Origin of the sequence: Desulfitobacterium sp., from assembly GCF_035539115.1 — a bacterium.
Lineage (GTDB): Bacteria > Bacillota > Desulfitobacteriia > Desulfitobacteriales > Desulfitobacteriaceae > Desulfitobacterium_A.
The window spans coordinates 19719-36593 of the sequence record NZ_DATLJA010000077.1; the positions used below are offsets into that span (position 1 = coordinate 19719).

20 protein-coding genes, 1 pseudogene and 1 other annotated feature are annotated in these 16875 nt (G+C 44.4%); of the genes and pseudogenes, 1 reads left to right on the forward strand and 20 read right to left on the reverse strand.

The genetic code is table 11. The features are described 5' to 3' along the window. Positions 1 to 13: 13 nt before the first annotated feature. The 13 genes and pseudogenes from VM640_RS12390 to VM640_RS12450 all read right to left on the reverse strand — a co-directional run bounded on the left by VM640_RS12390 (position 14) and on the right by VM640_RS12450 (position 11075). Positions 14 to 1264 (reverse strand): glutathionylspermidine synthase family protein, encoded by a 1251-nt coding sequence (locus VM640_RS12390; RefSeq protein ID WP_325392661.1) that lies wholly within the window; start codon positions 1262 to 1264, stop codon positions 14 to 16. A gap of 67 nt (positions 1265 to 1331) precedes the next feature. Then, complete coding sequence (locus tag VM640_RS12395; protein ID WP_325392663.1) at positions 1332 to 1820, reverse strand: hypothetical protein; 489 nt, start codon at positions 1818 to 1820, stop codon at positions 1332 to 1334. After that, positions 1817 to 2278 (reverse strand): hypothetical protein, encoded by a 462-nt coding sequence (locus VM640_RS12400; protein WP_325392665.1) that lies wholly within the window; start codon positions 2276 to 2278, stop codon positions 1817 to 1819. Before VM640_RS12400 ends, VM640_RS12395 begins: the two co-directional genes overlap by 4 nt. Before the next feature lie 125 nt (positions 2279 to 2403). Beyond that, a complete protein-coding gene (locus VM640_RS12405; protein ID WP_414647983.1) occupies positions 2404 to 3315 on the reverse strand; it encodes an RluA family pseudouridine synthase in 912 nt (303 codons plus the stop codon). 352 nt (positions 3316 to 3667) lie between these two features. After that, positions 3668 to 4048: a carboxymuconolactone decarboxylase family protein gene (locus VM640_RS12410; protein ID WP_325392667.1), complete on the reverse strand. Its 381-nt coding sequence runs from the start codon at positions 4046 to 4048 to the stop codon at positions 3668 to 3670. A 205-nt stretch (positions 4049 to 4253) separates the two neighbouring features. Continuing rightward, complete coding sequence (locus VM640_RS12415) at positions 4254 to 5375, reverse strand: bifunctional 3-deoxy-7-phosphoheptulonate synthase/chorismate mutase (RefSeq protein ID WP_325392669.1); 1122 nt, start codon at positions 5373 to 5375, stop codon at positions 4254 to 4256. A gap of 192 nt (positions 5376 to 5567) precedes the next feature. Then, positions 5568 to 5817: a binding site (T-box leader), on the reverse strand. A gap of 157 nt (positions 5818 to 5974) precedes the next feature. Then, positions 5975 to 6778 (reverse strand): nitroreductase family protein, encoded by an 804-nt coding sequence (locus tag VM640_RS12420; RefSeq protein ID WP_325392671.1) that lies wholly within the window; start codon positions 6776 to 6778, stop codon positions 5975 to 5977. A 70-nt stretch (positions 6779 to 6848) separates the two neighbouring features. Further along, a complete protein-coding gene (locus VM640_RS12425; protein ID WP_325392673.1) occupies positions 6849 to 7433 on the reverse strand; it encodes a uracil-DNA glycosylase in 585 nt (194 codons plus the stop codon). A gap of 82 nt (positions 7434 to 7515) precedes the next feature. Beyond that, positions 7516 to 8502: a hypothetical protein gene (locus tag VM640_RS12430; RefSeq protein ID WP_325392675.1), complete on the reverse strand. Its 987-nt coding sequence runs from the start codon at positions 8500 to 8502 to the stop codon at positions 7516 to 7518. Between the two features lie 163 nt (positions 8503 to 8665). Next, a pseudogene (locus tag VM640_RS12435) lies at positions 8666 to 9079 on the reverse strand (flotillin domain-containing protein); the annotation flags it as partial. 60 nt (positions 9080 to 9139) lie between these two features. Continuing rightward, positions 9140 to 9487, reverse strand: coding sequence for a HEPN domain-containing protein (locus VM640_RS12440; protein ID WP_325392677.1), 348 nt, complete (start codon positions 9485 to 9487; stop codon positions 9140 to 9142). Between the two features lie 28 nt (positions 9488 to 9515). Then, complete coding sequence (locus tag VM640_RS12445) at positions 9516 to 9824, reverse strand: nucleotidyltransferase domain-containing protein (protein ID WP_325392679.1); 309 nt, start codon at positions 9822 to 9824, stop codon at positions 9516 to 9518. A gap of 108 nt (positions 9825 to 9932) precedes the next feature. Next, a complete protein-coding gene (locus tag VM640_RS12450; protein ID WP_325392680.1) occupies positions 9933 to 11075 on the reverse strand; it encodes an acyltransferase in 1143 nt (380 codons plus the stop codon). Positions 11076 to 11321: 246 nt separating this feature from the next. Between VM640_RS12450 and VM640_RS12455 the strand changes: the two genes are divergently transcribed. Further along, complete coding sequence (locus VM640_RS12455) at positions 11322 to 11522, forward strand: hypothetical protein (protein ID WP_325392682.1); 201 nt, start codon at positions 11322 to 11324, stop codon at positions 11520 to 11522. Between the two features lie 6 nt (positions 11523 to 11528). Here the strand turns inward: VM640_RS12455 and VM640_RS12460 are convergent, their stop codons facing one another. The 7 genes from VM640_RS12460 to VM640_RS12490 all read right to left on the reverse strand — a co-directional run. Further along, positions 11529 to 12293 carry an enoyl-CoA hydratase-related protein gene (locus VM640_RS12460; RefSeq protein WP_325392684.1) on the reverse strand — a complete coding sequence of 255 codons (765 nt, stop codon included), beginning with the start codon at positions 12291 to 12293 and terminating at the stop codon, positions 11529 to 11531. Between the two features lie 72 nt (positions 12294 to 12365). Next, a complete protein-coding gene (locus VM640_RS12465) occupies positions 12366 to 12785 on the reverse strand; it encodes a MaoC family dehydratase (protein ID WP_325392686.1) in 420 nt (139 codons plus the stop codon). 56 nt (positions 12786 to 12841) lie between these two features. After that, entirely contained in the window at positions 12842 to 13123 is a 282-nt protein-coding gene (locus VM640_RS12470; RefSeq protein ID WP_325392688.1) for a ferredoxin family protein, read from the reverse strand. Beyond that, positions 13120 to 14406 carry an FAD-dependent oxidoreductase gene (locus tag VM640_RS12475; protein WP_325392690.1) on the reverse strand — a complete coding sequence of 429 codons (1287 nt, stop codon included), beginning with the start codon at positions 14404 to 14406 and terminating at the stop codon, positions 13120 to 13122. The genes VM640_RS12470 and VM640_RS12475 overlap by 4 nt, the downstream gene beginning before the upstream one ends. Positions 14407 to 14421: 15 nt before the next feature. After that, positions 14422 to 15333, reverse strand: coding sequence for an electron transfer flavoprotein subunit alpha/FixB family protein (locus VM640_RS12480; protein WP_325392692.1), 912 nt, complete (start codon positions 15331 to 15333; stop codon positions 14422 to 14424). Between the two features lie 20 nt (positions 15334 to 15353). Continuing rightward, positions 15354 to 16127, reverse strand: a complete 774-nt coding sequence (locus tag VM640_RS12485; RefSeq protein WP_325392694.1) for an electron transfer flavoprotein subunit beta/FixA family protein — start codon at positions 16125 to 16127, stop codon at positions 15354 to 15356. A gap of 97 nt (positions 16128 to 16224) precedes the next feature. Beyond that, positions 16225 to 16875 (reverse strand): acyl-CoA dehydrogenase family protein (locus VM640_RS12490; protein ID WP_325392696.1); only part of this gene is annotated, 651 nt, incomplete at its 5' end.

Here is a 16875-nt window from a genome sequence, read left to right on the forward strand (position 1 = left end):
CGCTTGTCGCCAGCTAAGTTTTCTTTATCCTACGATATCCTGAGGGTAAAAAGAAAGATAAATTTCCAGTAATTCGTTCCCCGATTCGTGCGCTAAGAGCAGAAGCTTTGCCTCCGATGAGAAAAGAGCCCCAGAGTAACCGTCCCTTATAGGGACCGGATACAGTCATACTTTCGACTTCTTCCATTTCCACAAACTTTTGGTAGATCATCGGTTGTTCCCAGTAAAGCTCATCTTGGTCTTTTTCCAGAACCGAACCGTCAACCTGAAAAATACTGACTGCTCCCCCTTCCCGTCCATAAATGGGTTTGGCGACAAAAGCTTCTTGGCCTAAGAAGGGATTTTCCATATAAGTAGGGAGCATATAACGCTCAATGATTTCTTGTTCAGAATCTGTATAGAACCCTTTCGCCTCATGTAGACCCCAGATTAAGGCCTGTAATGCCTTTGTCTGGGCAATAAATGCTGCAGGGGGATTAATAATCGCCAATTTTCCACGAGCAATCAAATCCAGAACATGAGCTCCTGTGGGATATTCATCTTCATCCTTCTCTTCAGCCAACTTCTCAAGAGCATGCAGCCGGTACCAAACATCGACTTTCCGATATTCACCCTCAATCAAGGCATAGAGTTCGTCCTCAATCACTCGGAGATCTTCCAACGGAACAAAGTGGCCTGGGAGACCAGACATCTTCAATAAATAGTGTACTGTTCCCCTATCCTCTTCATGCCAGTCTAAGGAGCTAAAAACGATATTCTCCGTTTGATACCCTAATTCCTGATAACGCTTCACAATTTTTTGGAAAGCTGGTGTGAGTTCTCGTTCCATTCCTTGATTGGGATCCCCTGCGCCAAAGAATTCACAAGCCTTGCCATTCGCATAGAACGCTTCCACCACACTCGTTGGGGTATCAGCATTAAACTCAAGCATTTTAATCCCCTGAGAAGTATTCGCAAAATCAAAGCGACCGATCAGCGTTGGAATTTCTGGCATAATAGGAAGTCTGATTGCCGAAAAGGCTTCTCGGGGAATCCCCAGCATTTCGAGTAGGTTATCCGGGCTACGTTGAACCATCAATACGGCTTTAGCATAAATCTTACCCAGTTCCTCTGTTGCATAGGCGACTTCCTTGCGAAACTCCGGCGTAATGTAATGCATCACCGCTAAGCCATATTCATTCCCATCGATCCAGTCCCAGGAAAAAACCTCGCGAATCGACCCATAGAATTGTTCGCGAACCTCTGGGTAATTCCCCCTTTGCACAGTTTGAATTTCTCCTTCCCTATTTAGACTTAAATCCTTGGATTTTCTTTACCTTTACAGCTCCATTCTAGCTTATACTTGTTCCGCCACTGCTTCCAATTCCACCATGACTGCCGCTAGAGATCCCACTTTTAGAACTTGAAGATGACGAGCTTGAACTCGTTGAACCTGACTTTCCCCACGGAGAAGTCCCGGCAATCCCAGCACTATTCGATTGAGAACTTGCCCCAGCTGAACCCGCTGTCGGATTCTTCACACTACCTGCTGTTCCCGGGGATACTCCCGAATTGTTGCCCGAGTAATACCCTGAAGAACGACCGCTGAAATACCCAAAGGGACCAAACGGACCAAACGGGCCGAAAAAGCCCGAGAAAAATCCACCCCCGCTCTGATAGCTATTCTCAACTACAGTTGTACCCTCTCCATTACCAGCATTCTCATTACTCACTTGCTGTTCGGGTTCGCTGTGCGATATTTGTTTAGCTCCATAACCGACGACCCCGACTACAAGAGCCGTTGACAAAAAGATCCCGACCATCCTTTGCGTCTTGGTCACTTTACCCCTTCTTTCTTCGATTTTTTGAGGTATAGACTAAAGACTTGCCGATCCTCGTCGATTTCGAATGAAGTCTTTTCCCATTCACTTTCTTGGAAATCAATATATTGGCTAACAGCGTAAATTAGAAGATCCTGCAGATTCCCGAATTCAAGGGTCTTCATAACCGGGTAAGACTCCGCATCCTCCTGAAATTCCCGAAGTTCTAAAAGAATATACCCCATACCTGAAATTTGTCCTGGCGTCTGAGGATTGGGCTTCTCCTCCACTTTTTTAACATAGATCACCTGCAGGAGTTCTTCTTTAGCGGATGAAGTGAGCTCATAAACTATACCTTCTTTTATGAAATAATCGCATAGACACCGCGCAACTACCTCTTCCTTCGGTATTCGCTCATACCCAAAAAGCGCTGGAAACCCCTTTTCTTCATCTAGCAAACGGTACTCCAACTGAGCCATTCTCATTCTCCTTTTGTGTATACTTAATCTATTATTCCGTATTCGTTTTAAAGAGGAAATAATCCTTCAACATTAAAAAAACTAAAAAAGTACCCCAAAACACAGGATGCGTTTGGGGGTACCTATTAGTTAAAAAGGCTCAAGAATTCCTTCGGGATTTCCGTCTCAAAGCGCACGTCTTCACCCGTTATTGGATGACGAAAGGCCAACAGCCGAGCATGAAGTCCAAGACGCCGTATTGGATTCTTCGTCGAGCCATATTTTTTGTCACCAATAATAGGATGACCGATCTCTCGCATATGGACGCGAATTTGGTTCTTACGTCCCGTTTCCAGTTTAACTTCAAGCATCGAGTAGTTTCTATTTTTCCTCAGAACTTTATAGTGGGTAATTGCCTTTTGCCCGCCATTAGGTGTCGGGCTTGAATACATGATAAATGCCTTGCTTTCTGTAAGCCAAGACGTGATCGTCCCTTCCGGTTTTGGGACTAATCCTTCCGTAATGGCAACATAACTTCGTTCTTCGACAGCTTCCTTCCAGTCTTCTTGCAATAACTTTTTGACCTTCTCACTTTTGGCAAAGAGCATGACTCCTGACGTATCTCGATCGAGCCGATGAACGATAAAAATCCGATTCTTTAGGTCGCTCTTTTTTACATGGTCAGTCAAAATACTATAAGCCGTTTGTTCCTTTTCCTTAGAGGTGGAGATTGAAAGCAGCCCCGCCTCTTTGGCAACAACGATAAGGTAGTTATCTTCAAACAGGATCTCAAGCCCACGAGGTTGATTTTCCTTTCGAACTTTACTCCAAAAGACAGATACCTGCTGACCGATTGCGAGGGGGTGATTATATTGAGATACAGTTTCCTCATCGACAAGTATCTGATGATGGGCTAGAAGGGACTTGATATTATTCCGACTTTGATCTGGCAATTGCTTTGAAAGGAATTCCATCAATTCTGTTGGCTCTGTAACTGAGTAGGAAGTCTGGTTCGTTTTTCTCTGCTTATGCTTTAACTCGTAACGTTCATGCATCATTTTTCCCCTTAATCATGACATTGGACTAAACCCAACGTCATGGATTCCTTAAATACTTATTATACCGGATAATTTTCGATTGAGTCAAACAGAAGAACCCACACAAAGTAAAGAAAACCCGGCTTTCGCCGAGCCTTAGCGATAAAGAAAACTTGGCTAGTACCAAGCGATAGCGCAGGCGATTGCCCTAGTTGCCTTATCCTGCCGGACATAAATACATGCATCGTAGGAGAACGAAAACCGCTGGTTGCACTTATACTATCTGCCCCCAAATTTATACTTTCTGTTAGTGCAAGAAGGCTTGGCTCGCACCGCGTTCCGCTGTGCAAGCCAAGCCTTCTTTAAATGTCCCCTATTTCTCCGGTTTAATCAACATCCCATTATTGAAATGATTCATAGATCCGACCAAATCGATAACGGCGAGGATCTCGACCAATTGTTTATCAGTAAAACCAGCGTCTTTTAACTGCTTAGTATACATGGTAAGACACATTTCGCAGTTATTCAAAACAGAGACTGCAAAAGCAATTGCCAGTTTTGTACTCTTATCCAACTCTGGTGATCCCATAACCATTTGCATCTTTTGAAATACCATTTTCATATATTCCGGATGATTCGCCATCGCTTGGAAGGTCGGAGGCACAACACCTCCCATCATTTGCTTCACTTGTTCGTATATAGCTTTAACTTCGCCATCAGCCTCTTGTTCCGAGATTAATTTTACATTAGTCATACTTAAATCTCCCTTCAATAAGTATACGCATTTACTAGTATATCCACATGATGTTTTGTAATCCTTATACCCATACGGGGTATATCTATATTATAATATAGCTCCCAGTCTCATGCAAGTAGAGATCCGTTTTTAATAACCAAAAATGGGTTGAAAGAATACTTCTGCCAACCCATAATCAGTTGCTTTTCACTATTCTCCATGACTAAATAACACATTCTGACTTCTGAGCCTCTTTACTCTTCAACTGAAGCTGAATCGATAGATCAAAAATCAAGGGATAAATGGCTTGAACAACCTCCACTGGACATTCTACCTTCTTCGCCCAATCCTGTAGCCGCTCCATTACTTCATGTTCCCTGATACCATCTCGAATGTGTCCATGACTCTTTTGTTTGCCAATTTCTTCTGCAGTGTTCATTCTTTCCGCGAGCAGTTCAACGATATCTCGATCAATCCTATCGATTCTGTTTCTTAAGAACTGTAAATCATCGAGTCCCTCTAAAGCGTTGGGGCGAACTAGCTTACGCCCTACAGCTTTAGCGATAGGCTCAAGTTCTTCAGAAAGTTGGTTAAATTGTTCCGGGGTCAGAGATTGCGGTCCATCGCTTCGCGCCTCTTCTGGGTGGGGGTGCATTTCAATCAGGAGTCCATCCGCTCCTCCCGCAATTGCACCCTTCGCCAAAGAAGGAATTAAATCTCTCCTACCAGCAGCATGGCTAGGATCGACAATAATGGGCAGATGCGTAAGTTCCTTCACTAAGCTTACCGCACTTAAATCTAAAGTATTTCTTGTACTCGGTTCATACGTCCGAATTCCCCGTTCACAAAGAATAACTTGAGAATTTCCTCCAGCTAAAATATACTCTGCTGCATTGAGCCACTCCTCAATCGTTGCTGCTAAACCCCGTTTTAGAACGACAGGCTTCCGTAACTCACCGATCAATTTTAAGAGCTGGAAATTCTGCATATTGCGTGAACCAATCTGCAGGATATCGACGCGATCAACGATAAGCTCCAAACTCGCCTCATCAACGACCTCCGTAATGGTGAGCAAGCCATATTCAGCGGCAGCCTCTGCCAAATAATCGAGCCCTTCTGCCCCCAGCCCTTGGAAACTATACGGAGAGGTACGAGGTTTGAATACTCCTCCTCGTAAAACTTGCCCTCCAGCCGCTTTCACCGCTTTGGCCGCTTCGCGCATTTGAGATTCCGATTCCACAGCACAGGGACCACCCATTAATATAACTTCTTTTCCCCCAAAGACTGTATCCTTCACCTTAACCTTTGTTCTTTCATCTTTTAAGCCAACTAAGGGTAAATTCATCTGTGGGTCCTCCTCTTCACAGTTCAAATATAAAATCGTCCACGGTCCATCCCTCGCAGGGACGAAAGCCGTGGACTTCCGCGTTACCACCCAATTTGGCCTTTTGGCCCCCTCAACAGAATACAGGAAATGCACTGACCTATCAATACCATTTGCGTAAGTAGTGTAAGCAAAACAAAAACTTCTCATCCCTGCAGGGACGAGAAGTTATTCTCGTGTTACCACCCAACTTAGCCCAAATAAAGGCTCACTCGATAAGGTACAGGTCATTCCGATACCCTCTTTCTTCTAACGGGAAAGAACCGTCCAAGCCTACTCAAAATGTTCAGCCGGCTGCTCAGGAGGGAACTTCAGCGATTTACACGATAGAAGAGCTTCCAGTCAGTGGCTCTTCCTCCCTGAAAAGTGACCATAACTTACTTTACTCCATCATTGCATTTGTTATTGCTTATTAACTTTTAACATATTATATAGTACCTTATCTAGGATTGCAAGCTTTGGGTAAGATTTTTATTTGAGCTGACACGCTGTAGAATTCACTTATTCCTGAATATTTTCTTGCTCTTTTTTAAATTCTACTGGCGCAATAGTCTCACGTTTTAGAGGATACTTTCTCCCTGCCAGTTCTTTAAGGCCTTCCGAACTGAGCGAGCCATTTCCTCTGCAAAATCAGACCCAGTCTTCCGAGCATACATCCATTGACCCAAGTTTTCAGCTTTAAAGGGATTATTCTGGGAAAAGGACTTTTCCTCCTCTTGAAACATTGCTTTTAGTTCATCCGGACTCAGCTTTTTATACGCCTCTTTGAACACAATATATTTCGATTCAAAACGTGATCGCGGAGAGGGGCGTTCTCCCTCAGGATAATAGCCCAAACAGAGCATCGCAATGGGGAATGCCCACGGGGGTAAATTCAAAAGTTCACGGTGTCTTTCATAATTTTCCATGATATCGCCAATGTAACACGAGGCAATTCCGCGTGCTTCTGCAGCGATGACAGAATTTTGGGCTGCAATGAGCGCATCGGAACACGCCAGAAACAAATCTCCTTCATCAGGTCCCTTAAATCGCTTACCTGTTTTTTGGCAATAGTCCTTAACCCCTGAGGCTTCATAATAATCAAACCAGCGCTGATAATCCGCTACAAAAACCATCACCAGAGGAGCTTTAGCAATAAAGGGTTGATGATCACAGCTTTCACTCAAGATCAGCTTCTTCGCTGGATCTGTCACTAAAAGGATCGAATAGAGCATCATATTTCCGGCTGTCGGAGCTCGCCTTGCCCCTTCAATGACCCACTGCACATCTTCTTCACGCAAGGGCTGTTCCTTAAACCGACGCATGGATACCCGCTTATTCAAAATATCTGCTACAGCTTCAAAATGAGTTCCCTCTTTTTTCATCCCACCACTCCTATCAATTTAATTCTCGATTTTTTTTCATTCTTCGCGTCTCTTGCTCCCTATTAAATCCTTACTCTATCTCGAACGCCTTAACCGCCCGGCTAATCTCCTTGAAATCTTCCCAAGCCGGTCGCTTAAGATTTGGATTGCGAAGAAGGGCGGCCGGATGGTAAGTCGGCAGCATTCTGACCTCGCCCCGTTCAAACCATTTGCCATGCACTTGATTCATCTTGAGATCAGGTGCTATGATTCCATGCGTTGATGCCAATCCGAGCAAAACCATAAAGCGCGGACGAAGGATCCGAAACTGTTCTCTTAACCAGGGTAAGCAGAACTGCATTTCTTCCGGGGTCGGAGTTCGATTATTCGCCGGACGGCACTTCACGATATTCGTGATATAAACCGTGTCACGCGGTAAATCGACAGCCTTAAGCATGCGATCCAGAAGTTGCCCAGCCTTTCCCACAAATGGTCGGCCTGATTCATCCTCGGTCTGCCCTGGTCCTTCCCCCACAAAGATTACCGGAGAATGGGGATTTCCTTCCCCAAACACGACCCCTTGGCAGCCTGTTCGCAAATGACAATTTTGGCAAGCTAGGGTTTTAGTTTGCAGTACTGTGAGTTGTTCAACTTTAAGATCAAGATCATCAGTCATGAGCTGTCCCCTCTTTTTAAATCCAAACTTTTCTACTGAAATCATCTTAGAATTATTTCTTCTGATAAATTTAATTCTCGTTTTAAGGGTTAATTCCTTCTTCCTCCGGGGTTCGTTCCCTATAAATGCTAAAGGGATCCAAGGCACTGACTCGATTGATAAATCGTTCCGCAAAAGAATACGGAAAAACACTTAAGCTCGAATCACTGTCTCCTGGGATATCTTCAACATAAAATTCAGCCGTAACAAACCCCTGCAGACTCATCATTTCGACCGTGACCAGGACTCCGTTTCCACGTTCCCCTTCGTGGTGGAATGTATAAACAGGATACCAGCAATAATCATCATCGAGAAGTTTGAACTCCTCCGGTTCGAGCTTTTGGAACTTTTCCATACGTTCCGCAAGCTTAAGCCTATTTCCAAGCACAGGGGCAATCCGCTCTTCCTTTGAATTTAGAGTAACGAGGTTGACTCTTATATTCTTAAAGGGTAACGGAAAACCCAAATAGACCTGTGAATCGACGATCCTCAAGCAGGAGGATATTGCTGCAAGGGTAATAATACTTAAGCCAATATTGCCGCGATCTGCATCAATAATTTCCGGAACCGTCGGTAATCTTCCCACTTTGCTCGTACTTCTAAGGTCTCTCAAAATCTTAAATATAAAATACAAAACGAACAACACCGTGATGACTAAACCGCTCGCCAAATAAGTCTTCTCCAGGGAAGAGCGATTTAAAGCAAGCCGATCAAAAATAAGGGTCGTCCAGACCAGAATGCAAAACCCTAACGCAGCTTGAGCAAAACCGATAATAATTTGTGAAAAGTCATGTTTCTCGTTCAGGATTTGTTCGTAGAGAATGTACTTGCGAAATACAGCCTTTCCGATTTCGCCTTTCTCGAGAAACACGTCTTTTTGATATGGCAATGCAGCAAGACTCCAGAGGATTTCTCGACTTCGTTGGACATTATGTTGGCTATTCATCGAGATGAAGATCGACATCAGGCCAACTAAAGATAAGATCCCCGCCGTAAAGCTTAATAAAATGGAAAGTGTTCCACCTGACATGAAGTGTATCCCCTTTGGCCTTCAATCCTATGAGTAGTTAGGTTTCTCAACTTAATTAGGATTACCCACCTAAAGTTATCTCATCCCCAAAATACTCTGCAAAACGCGAATAGCCCCCATGTTCCTTATTTGAACATGGGGGCTAGACCGCTTGAGTTGTTCCTTATTCAGCCTTGATATCAGAGGGCGCTTGAGCCTTATCTTGCGAAGTCAGACTCCGAGCAAGCTCCAATAAATCGAGACCTGTCACGGATTTAACCATTTCTGGAGCGGTAGCCATGAGTGAAGTCACATAATTGCTCATTCTCGCTGCACCTGCTCCGTTTCCGGTATCCACCACCGTCAGCTTATCAATTGATTTCATCGGCTCCGCAATTTTCCCCGCCAACTCCGGAAGCATCTTCACAATGATGTCAAGAACGGCTGCTTCGCCGAAGTTCGCAAAGGCTTCAGCCAGTTTTTCTTTAGCCTCTGCTTCTGCTAAACCGCGCAACCGAATAACATCAGCCTCAGCCGTACCTTCAGCTCTTTTCGCATCGGCAGTTGCATTCCCTTGAAGACGTTTCTGCTCTGCATCTCTGGGAATAAACGCATAAAGAAAATCCTGCTTTATTTTCTACAAAGCAGGATTTTTTCCTTAAGTCAGTTTGTCAATGCAATTCATTATTTCGCTAGAAATGCGAAAACATTCTTCAACATCCTCACGATCAACTTTCAATGGGTCTTCCGCTGGATATCGAGTCTCGATATAATACGTATTTAGGAATGCGGTGTCCTTAAGAAAAGCCTTAAATCCTGCTTCATAACTTGTCGCCTTTTTGCACAATTTAACTAAGCTATGTCCGTCCTGCAAAATTCCCATTTGTCGAATCAGGTATCCTTTGAGATACTTTTCCACGGCTTGCTGAAGATGAAAACAAACAATTCCATAATCCGCATCATGCTCAAAGAGGATCTGAGCACTTTGCAAATCTTTTTTTGCCATGCTCAGCCACTCATGATATATTTTCGAATCAACCACTTAATTTCACCCCGGTTCTAACAATTGCATTCGCAAACGTTGAGGTGTCTTGATAATACTTATCCCACTCCTCAGGAGTATACACAACGATATCCAAATCACGATCATAGTCAAGGGTAAGAAGCAGTTCACGTACAGATTTTCTTTTATCCATAGTTTCCATAACCACGCAAAGATCGATATCACTATTATGACGAGCTATTCCTTTAGCGCACGAACCAAAAAGATAAATTTTTTTAGTTTTAACCCGTGCTTCAATTTGTTGTTTAATACTCTCGATTTCATTTTTAAATGCAATCATAACAATTTCTCCATAACGCTACTTTAGGTATCTTCACCATTTCCATTGTAATCTATTTTCCATATAATAACAACGAAAACTAGAACTGTTATTTTCTATTAGGCCTGATTATGCCGATAAAGTATGCTCCTTTTTCCGAATCCATTTAATCTGATACTTCTTTTTCGTTCCCAGGAGATACTCAGAAAACGGCAACAGACTGAGAAGCTCCATTAACTTAAACGTAATCACGATGGTCAAGATAAAAAGTATCACACCTGTAACTAGAAAACTTTCGAGTGAAAAGAATTGGGTAATATACTTATACACAGCCTGCAAAACGATAACATGCGCGAGATAAGCTGCAAACGAATAGTTGGAGACTTCCTTAAGTTTTAAATATAATTTGGATTCTTTACGGGAAACTTGATAAGCTAGATCGTAAAAAACAAGGATCGAGCAAACCATAAATAAAACAAACAAAAGGTTGTAGAGATACCCCGTTGAAACAGCATGTCCTGGGATATGGGTACTAATTTCCGCATAGTAGTTATAAAACAGCAAGGGGATATAGGCAAGCAGAATCTGTTTCCGATAACGATTAAGCCAAGCCTTAAATTGTGAATATCCCGAGATCAAATAGACTCCGATAACGATATAAATCGACCACAGCAGAGGCGTGCGGGCTAGAAACTTCTGTTCGTTATCCGTAGGTTGAACGAACAGAAGCTGACCCACCCATTCTGTGAGATTATTATTCTTCAACAAAATTACATAAAACAAACTGAAGGAGAGGAGAAGGCCCGCTTTGAAAAACCGTCCTCTCGGCGATATCTTTTTCATCAGAAATAAAATAAGGGGAAAGTAAAGATAAGATCTTATCATCATCGACATATACCATAAATGATATCTTCCTGTTCCTGCTAAGAGTTGCCCCGGTAAATCGCTAAAAGAGGCAATCCCATATTGCTTAGCATCCCAGATATTAAAGACTGTCCATATAACATAAGGTATGACAATATAGAGGAGTCGTTTCTTATAAAATTGTACCCAATTGACAGGTTCAGCATGAGTATAAATCATCATCATAGCGGCAATCGTCACGAAAATCGGCACCGCAGGTTTTGCCAGCACATAAAAGAAGCTTAAAACCAGCGAATCCGAAAAACTCGCTCCTTCTCGCCACGCAAACCCACCAAAAACATGTTGAGCTACAACGAATATAAAACCGATAACCCTTAAAACATCTATTTCTCTAATATGTTGCTTCATTTACTTAAATCACTTCCTACTACAGAGAACTGCAAATAACGAACCAATAGCTCTGCTCTGAGCAGACAGAACATATAAAGCGCAACTCTTATAATAGCTCATATGGCCGCTGCTTTCCACCTCAAACTTGAAGCTTAACAATACAAAAAAACCCTATGTCCAGTATTTGGGCATAGGGATTTGTTGTAAATACGTTGTCAGAGCATACTTAATTCACTATAATGGTAAATAAAGGAGGAGATAGAAATGAAGAAAACACCAGAAAAGATTGGAAGCTTCACATTAAAGAACGGACAAACCGTGGACGCTTATAATTGTTGTACTCTGGATGGGTACGTTCTTTATTATCAAAACCAAGTATTGGCTTGGAAAAGTTGCCCCCTGTCTGGAATTCAAGATTTCGGACAATTAATCCAACCGAGTTCTTTTCCTTCAATTATCTATTAAACTCAACTAAAATTCAACCGTTCTTTTTTCGAGAAAGGCTGTCATGCCTACTTTTTGTTCCGGAGATGCAAAACAAAGACCAAATATACCGGCCTCAAGCCGCATCCCTTCTTCGAGCGAACCCTCAAGCCCCTGGTTAATCGCAATTTTAGCGAAATGTACAGCGTTAGGGGACTTTGTTGCAATCGCTTGAGCCAGTTTCATTGCAGCTTCATTCAGTTGCTCTGGTGCAACGACCTGTTCAACCAAGCCGATTCCCAAAGCTTGAGCCGCAGAAATCATCTCCGCACTGAAAATGAGTTTTTTCGCTTGTCCCGGTCCGATTAGTCGGGCTAATCTTGGGGTTCCCCCAAAACCGGGAATGATACCCAAGCCTACTTCCGGCTGACCAAACCTGGCTTTTCCACTGGCAATCCGAATATCGCAAGCTAAGGCCAGCTCACATCCTCCACCAAGAGCAAAACCCTGAATCACAGCTATCGTAGGAAAGGGAAGTTCAGAAACAGCACTAAAAACTTTCTGTCCTAAACGGCCAAATTCACTGCCCTCCAGTGGGTCTAGGTTAGCCATCTCGGCGATGTCAGCACCTGCAACAAAGCACTTTTCTCCGCCACCTTGGATAATTGCGACCCGGACATCCTTGCGGTTCTGAATTTCGGTAACCGCGTTTTGCAGTTCCTGCAAAACCTCTGCATTGAGTGCGTTCAAGGCTTTGGGACGGTCAATCACAATCTTGGCGATTCCTCTTTCAACCACACATTCAACAGTCATTTTTCTTACACCCCTTTAACTTAATCTTTAAAGGATAAGGGTGGCTTAGGCCACCCTAAAATTTTTGCAGATTTATTTCCCAATTTTTTTAATCACAGCACTGCCGTCTACAACAACTTCGCCCCGTTGGTTCGTCACCGTGGTTTGCAATTTCAGGATCCGTTTATCTTCCCGTTTTTCAGTGATCGTCGCGGTAGCCGTAACGGTATCTCCGATTTTTACCGGAGCGATAAATTTCAGTTCTTGACCCAGATAAATCGCATTGGGGCCAGGCAAAACTGTACCCAATACTGCAGAAATAAACCCAGCTGAGAGCATTCCATGTGCGATACGCTCTCCAAAAATGGATTCTTTAGCATATTCTGCGTTCACGTGAACTGGGTTGAAATCCATAGTTAATCCGGCGAAAGTCAGAATATCGGATTCGGTCACCGTTTTTGATAAGGAGGCACTATCTCCCATATTCATTTCGGCAAATACAAGTTCTTTCATATTGCTTCACACTCCTTTTATATTATGTTGGCAATTTACTCGCTTGAGTAGTTTACTTACCCATACCGGAACTCCACACCGAAAGTTCCTCTGGGATACTCCCATTTAAGACCTTTCGGAAGACAGACGACCCGACAAGTACCACACTCTAAACAACCGGCAAAATCAAAACTGACACTATCCCCTTGAACTTGATAGAGTCCTGCCGGACAAGCTTTGACGCACGGTTTCCCTTTACAGGTTGCACAGATGCTTTTATCGAGAACAATATGGGGTACACCCTCATCCACTATAAACTTCGTCGTCCCGAGACGTTCTTCAATACTCAGTTTTTTCATAGAGCGGAAACCCCCTTCCACGCATCTTTAGCAAGCTGGACTAGGCCTCCATAACGTTTAATCGTAGTCCAGGTTTCCTTCATAATCGGTTTAGCCGGAGTTCTATTCACTTTGAACAAATTAACCATCATTTCTTCCACGAAGAAGGGGTAATGGCCGAAAATCCGTTTGTTCTCCATAAAAGATGGAGCTTTCGCATAAGTCTTCAAATCTCGCAGAACAAAACTGTTTTCAAGATCTGTTTGATAGGAAGCCAAACCTTGCTTGCTATAGTCTTCTTGGGCCTTGGCTGCAATCACAGCATTAGCTGCAGCTTCTCCGGAAGCAATTGCCAAATCCATGCCCCGAACCATATAGCCAGTATTTAAAACGAAACCTGCTGCATCACCGACAATAAGGAGTCCGTCATTGACTAGAGGAGGCATCATGCTAAGCCCACCTTCCGGAACCAAGTGGCCGGAATACTCCACCACTTTGCCGCCTTCAATTAAAGGCTGGATAGCCGGGTGCATCTTAAACTCCTCAATCAGATCAATAATACGGTGTTCCGTATGGGCGAACTCCTCAGCGGTAATAACGAGACCGAGGGAGACCGTATTTTTATTGGTATATATAAATCCCCCACCCTGTAGTCCCCGAGTGCACTCTCCCACAAAGAGCTGAGCAGCCCCGGTATCTTCTGACAGGTTGAAGCGGTCTTCAATAACCTCACGGGGCAATTCAATCACTTCTTTGGCCCCGGTTGCCACGTGTTTCGGTAAAATTTCTCCCCGGATCCCTGCTTTTTGAGCAAGCAGCGAGTTGACCCCATCGGCAGCAATCACAACATTAGCAAACATTTCGTCTTCATCACAGCGGACACCGACGACTTTCCCATTCTCCAGAATGAGCTCATCGACTTTGACTCCCGCCGCAAGCATTGCTCCAGCTTCTTCCGCTTTACTCGCCAGCCAAGCATCGAACTCTGAGCGAAGAACTGTAAAAGAGGGTGTTTCATTCCACTTTTCACTTTTGACATCAAGCGAAACTGCGGTTTCCCCCGTCATAAACGTTACTGTTTCACGAGTCACTTTGCGCTCAACCGGAGCTTCCTCCCAGAAGTTCGGGATGATTTTATGAAGAGAATGGCCGTAAAGCCGTCCCCCAGTCATGCTTTTTTCTCCCGGTGTGCTTCCGCGCTCGATAAGCAAAACCTCTAAGCCAGCCTTTGCCATACAATAGGCGGCTACACTGCCCGCAGGGCCTGCACCAACCACGATGGCATCAAAGCGTTCTTCTGACATAATAGCCTCCTTTAATTACGCCCCTAAGGAACTAAGCAGGGCAGGTAAAATCTGATAGAGATCCCCAACCAAAGCATAATCTGCTGCCTCGATGATCGGAGCATTTTCATTTTTTTCGATAGCGATAATGGTTTTAGAATCACGAATACCGGACACATGCTGAATCTGCCCGGATACACCAATCCCGATATACACGGTAGGTTTAACCATTTGCCCAGAGATTCCGATATAATTTTCTTCCGGCATCCAGTGTAAATCTTCTGCCACTGGACGGGTGCAACCCAATTCTCCACCCAGTTTGCTGGCCAAACGACGGGCAAGTTCAATATCTTCCGACTTGATGATCCCGCGGCCCACGCAAACGACGACATTCGCATCTCCCAAATTGGATGTGGCTAGATTGGGCCGAAGCTCAATCATTTGAATCTTGGTTTCAGAATTCGTTAAGGTCTCAATATGACACGCCGCACCCTCGTCCAATGCTTCTGCCGTTTTAGCAACCATGATTGCCATAAAGGGAGCTGTCTCCATAACTTCACGGGCAACACAGAGGCCGCCGTAAATGTAACGTTCCGCTCGGAAAGACTGACCTTCGCGTTTTAAATTAAAAGTTTCATTAATTAATCCGGCATCTAGAGCAGCAGCTAACCGTGCTGCCATTTCTTTCGAACGTCTCGTGCTGCCCCAAAGGATCGCAATCGGGATCTCAGACTGAGCCCGTTCAATCATCGCCGAAGTATAATCTTCCGGACGCTTTGCCCCTGTAAGCTCAATGACCTGGTCCGCACCTTGTTTGGAAGCGGCTTGCGCAGCTTCGGTCGAGAAGGCCCAGGCTACAATACTCTCTCCTTGAGCAATCCCTTTGGCATGAGCCACCAACTCAAGCAGTGCCGATTGTGTTTCGGAAATAACCCAGATTTGTGACATAATTTTTCCTCCTCCTAGACCTAACATAAGCCTTCTTTATTGAGTAGATCGACTATTTGTTGAACCATTTCGGTGACTTCACCCTGGACACGGATTTGTTTGCGTTCCATAACCGTACCCAGGACGCTCTCACGGCTAACCTTAGATTCAGTATCCGCAGGACTCAGACCACAATCAGCAATGGACAGTTCCTGTACCGGTTTTTTCGCTGCTCCAAGAATCTGCTTCAAGCTCGGGATTCTTGGAGTATTTACATCCGGTAAGACCGTTATCAAGGCTGGGAATTTGACTTCGACGACTTCGATCCCTTCCTCCAATTTGCGTTCTGCCCGGAGAATTCCGTCTTTGACTTCGACTTTATTGACAAACGTGATCACGGGAATATTGAGCAGTTGACCCATACGGATCCCGACCTGCTGAGCATATTCATCACTCGAGCCTTCTCCGCAAACAACGAGGTCAAATTCTTCGATTTTACGAACTGCCCCGGCTAAGATTTTAGCCGTGACTGCCGAATCCGCTTGGCTCATTAACTCGTCTTTGACCCAGACTGCCTGAGCTGGCCCTCTGGATAAGGCATCCTTCAGAGAGTTTTTGGAATTGGCAGTTCCGGCGGTGAGTGCCACAACCTCTCCTCCGACTTGTTCGGTGAGTTGCACCCCACATTCAATCGCATTACGGTCATATTCGCTGATTTTATTTTTAGTCCGATCCGTAAGCAAAGCGCGGGATTTGGCATCGACTTTCAAATCAGCCTCATCAAGAACCCACTTATAACAGGCAATCACTTTCATTCGTTAGTTTCCCCTTTCGCGGGGAGCGCAGGCCTATGGCCTGTCCCCCCTCTGCTTATAACTTTTTTCTGAGACTTTAAAAACATAATTCTAAGAACTAACGGAGAACACTTCCAGCGATGACCATCCGTTGTACTTCGGAGGTTCCTTCATAGATTTCCGTAATTTTAGCATCGCGCAATGCTCTTTCAACCGGGTAGTTTTCGGTATAACCATAGCCTCCGTGGATTTGAATGGCTTTATTAGCGACAAAGCTAGCCGTTTCTGCTGCATAAAGTTTAGCCATGGCCGCTTCTTTGCTATAAGGAAGGCCATTATCCTTATTCCAGGCTGCACGGTAGACCAGGAAGCGAGCAGCGTCGATTTGGGTCGCCATGTCAGCAATCATCCATTGGATCGCTTGTTGGTTAGCAATCGGTTTACCAAATTGCACACGCTCTTTAGCGTATATTACTGCTGCATCCAAGGCACCTTGAGCAATTCCAAGAGCTTGAGCAGAAATTCCAATGCGTCCACCATCTAGCGTTTGCATGGCAATCTTAAAACCTTTACCGATTTCCCCGAGGATCGCGTCCTTAGGAATACGGCAATCGTTGAAATAAAGCGGTGTCGTGCTCGACGCTTTGATTCCCAGTTTGTGTTCTTTTTCTCCGACGGAGAAACCCGGTGCATCTTTATCCACGATGAAGGCGCTGATGCCTTTCGTTCCCTTGCTCGGATCGGTCATCGCGGTCACGACATAGACATC